3 protein-coding genes are annotated in these 2309 nt (G+C 69.1%); all 3 read left to right on the top strand.

What is annotated here, in order from left to right:
- The coding region (locus ACY45C_RS19230; RefSeq protein WP_462188966.1) for a DUF3311 domain-containing protein at positions 1-338 on the top strand (338 nt) is incomplete at its 5' end.
- Positions 335-682 carry a hypothetical protein gene (locus tag ACY45C_RS19225; RefSeq protein ID WP_462188965.1) on the top strand — a complete coding sequence of 116 codons (348 nt, stop codon included), beginning with the start codon at positions 335-337 and terminating at the stop codon, positions 680-682. The genes ACY45C_RS19230 and ACY45C_RS19225, both read left to right, overlap by 4 nt.
- On the top strand, positions 679-2309 hold a 1631-nt coding region (locus tag ACY45C_RS19220; protein WP_462188964.1), incomplete at its 3' end, for a carbon starvation CstA family protein. The genes ACY45C_RS19225 and ACY45C_RS19220, both read left to right, overlap by 4 nt.

Here is a 2309-nt window from a genome sequence, read left to right as displayed (position 1 = left end):
TGTGGCACGATGAGCAGGGCCGGGACACCCAGCGGGGTGCCCCGGCGAACTCCGCGGCAGGCGTCCCGGCAGCGCCCGTGCCTGCAACAGGCCGGCCGGCCGCCGGTCGTCCGGCCCGCGCGGCGGCACGTCGGCGGCGAACCGCCGCGGTCGCGTGCCTCGGGACACCGTTCGCAGCCCTGCTGGCGGTCCCGCTTTATGCGCAGGATGAGCCACGGCTGGCCGGGGTGCCGTTCTTTTACTGGTATCAGCTTGCCTGGGTGCCCTTAAGCGCGCTGCTGACCGCCGCCGCTTGGCGGCTGCACAGTCGGGGGACGGCGCCGGAAGGCCTGCGATGATCCGGTTCACCGACCGGGCCCGCGCGGCGCTCCGCGAGGGCGAGGTAGTCGTTTTTGACTGGGCCCCGCTGGGGCTGTGCTGCGCCTGCACCGGTCAACTGTGGCTGCGCACCGCGCCGCGGGCGCTCGTGCCGCGGCACCGGGGCTTCCGCCCGGTGGACGCGGATCCCGGTGGCAGCGCCGTAGCCCATCCACTCGCCTATCCGTTCCTCCTGGGCCGCGATGTCACAGTCGACTGCCGCTCGCGGCTCGGCTTCCGGCACTTCAGCACCGACCTGCCGCCCGATGTCGGGCTCGCTGACCTGCTCGGCCGGGCCGCTCTCGCCAAAGGACGCCTCGTATGACTACCCGTCTCGATACTGCCGGAACCGGCCTTCCGCCTGGCGGCGGTCGTGGGCCTGGCCTTGGCCGGAGGACCGGCCGGCTCCGTTCGATAGCCATCTGGACCACGGTGTCGGCGGCCGGCGCGATCAGCTGGGCTGTGCTCGCGATGTCCCGCCACGAGTCGATCTCTGCGGCGTGGATCCTGCTCGCCGGCCTGGGATCCTTCGCCATCGCCTACCGCTTCTACGCCCGGTTCATCGCAAACCGGGTGCTGCGGGTGGATGACAGCCGGGCGACGCCGGCCGAACGCCTCGACAACGGCGTCGACTACCAGCCGACCGACCGGCGGGTCCTGTTTGGCCACCACTTCGCTGCCATCGCCGGGGCCGGTCCGCTCGTCGGCCCGGTGCTCGCCGTACAGATGGGGTATCTGCCCGGGACGATCTGGATCATCGCCGGTGTTATTTTCGCCGGTGCCGTGCAGGACATGGTGACGTTGTTCTTCTCCATGCGGCGGGACGGCAAGAGCCTGGGCCAGATGGCGCGCGACGAGATCGGCCCGGTGGGCGGGACAGCGGCACTGGTGGCTGTCTTCGCCATAATGATCATTTTGCTGGCGGTGCTGGCGCTTGTCGTGGTGAACGCGCTCGCCGCCTCTGCATGGGGCACCTTCTCGATCGCAATGACCATCCCGATCGCCCTGTTCATGGGCATCTACCTGCGGGTGCTGCGACCCGGCCGGGTCGCTGAGGCCACCGCCGTCGGTGTCGCCGGACTGTTCGCGGCCCTTGTCGGCGGCCGCTGGATCCAGGACTCCGCCCTCGCCTCCGCCTTTACACTCAGCCCGAAGGCACTGGTCGCCTGCCTCGTCGGCTACGGCTTTGTCGCCTCGGTGCTGCCGGTGTGGCTCCTGCTCGCGCCCCGCGACTACCTCTCGACCTTTATGAAAGTCGGCACCATCGGGCTGCTCGCCATCGGCGTTCTCGTCGAATTTCCGGTACTTCAGGCGGACGCAATCAGTACTTTCGCGACCAGGGGAAACGGGCCGGTGTTCGCCGGCAGCCTGTTCCCGTTCCTCTTCATCACCATCGCCTGCGGTGCCCTGTCCGGATTCCACTCCCTCATCGCGTCCGGCACCACGCCGAAGATGATCCAGAAGGAGTCCCAGGTCCGGCTCATCGGTTATGGGGCGATGCTGACCGAGTCCCTTGTCGCACTGATGGCGCTGATCGCGGCGGCGGTGCTCAGCCCGGGCCTCTACTACGCCATGAATGCGCCCGGTGGGGTCGTCGGCAAGACCGCGGCGTCGGCTGCGTCCGCGGTCACCAACCTCGGTTTCACCATCACCCCGGACGCCCTCGAATCCGCGGCCCGGGCCGTCGGCGAATCGACGCTGGTAGCCCGCACCGGAGGTGCACCGACGCTCGCTGTCGGCATGTCCAACATCCTTTCAGGCGCATTCGGGGGCGGTCGCCTCGCCGCCTTCTGGTACCACTTCGCGATCATGTTCGAGGCATTGTTCATCCTGACCACTGTCGACGCCGGCACCCGGGTCGGCCGATTCATGTTGCAGGACATGCTCGGGAACGTGTGGAAGCCAATCGGCCGGGTGAGCTGGTGGCCCGGGGTCTGGCTGAGCAGCGCGCT

The organism is Frankia sp. CcWB2 (assembly GCF_977927585.1).
The sequence above is the reverse complement of the archived record's forward strand: the minus strand, read 5'-3'. Positions and strand labels throughout refer to the sequence as shown.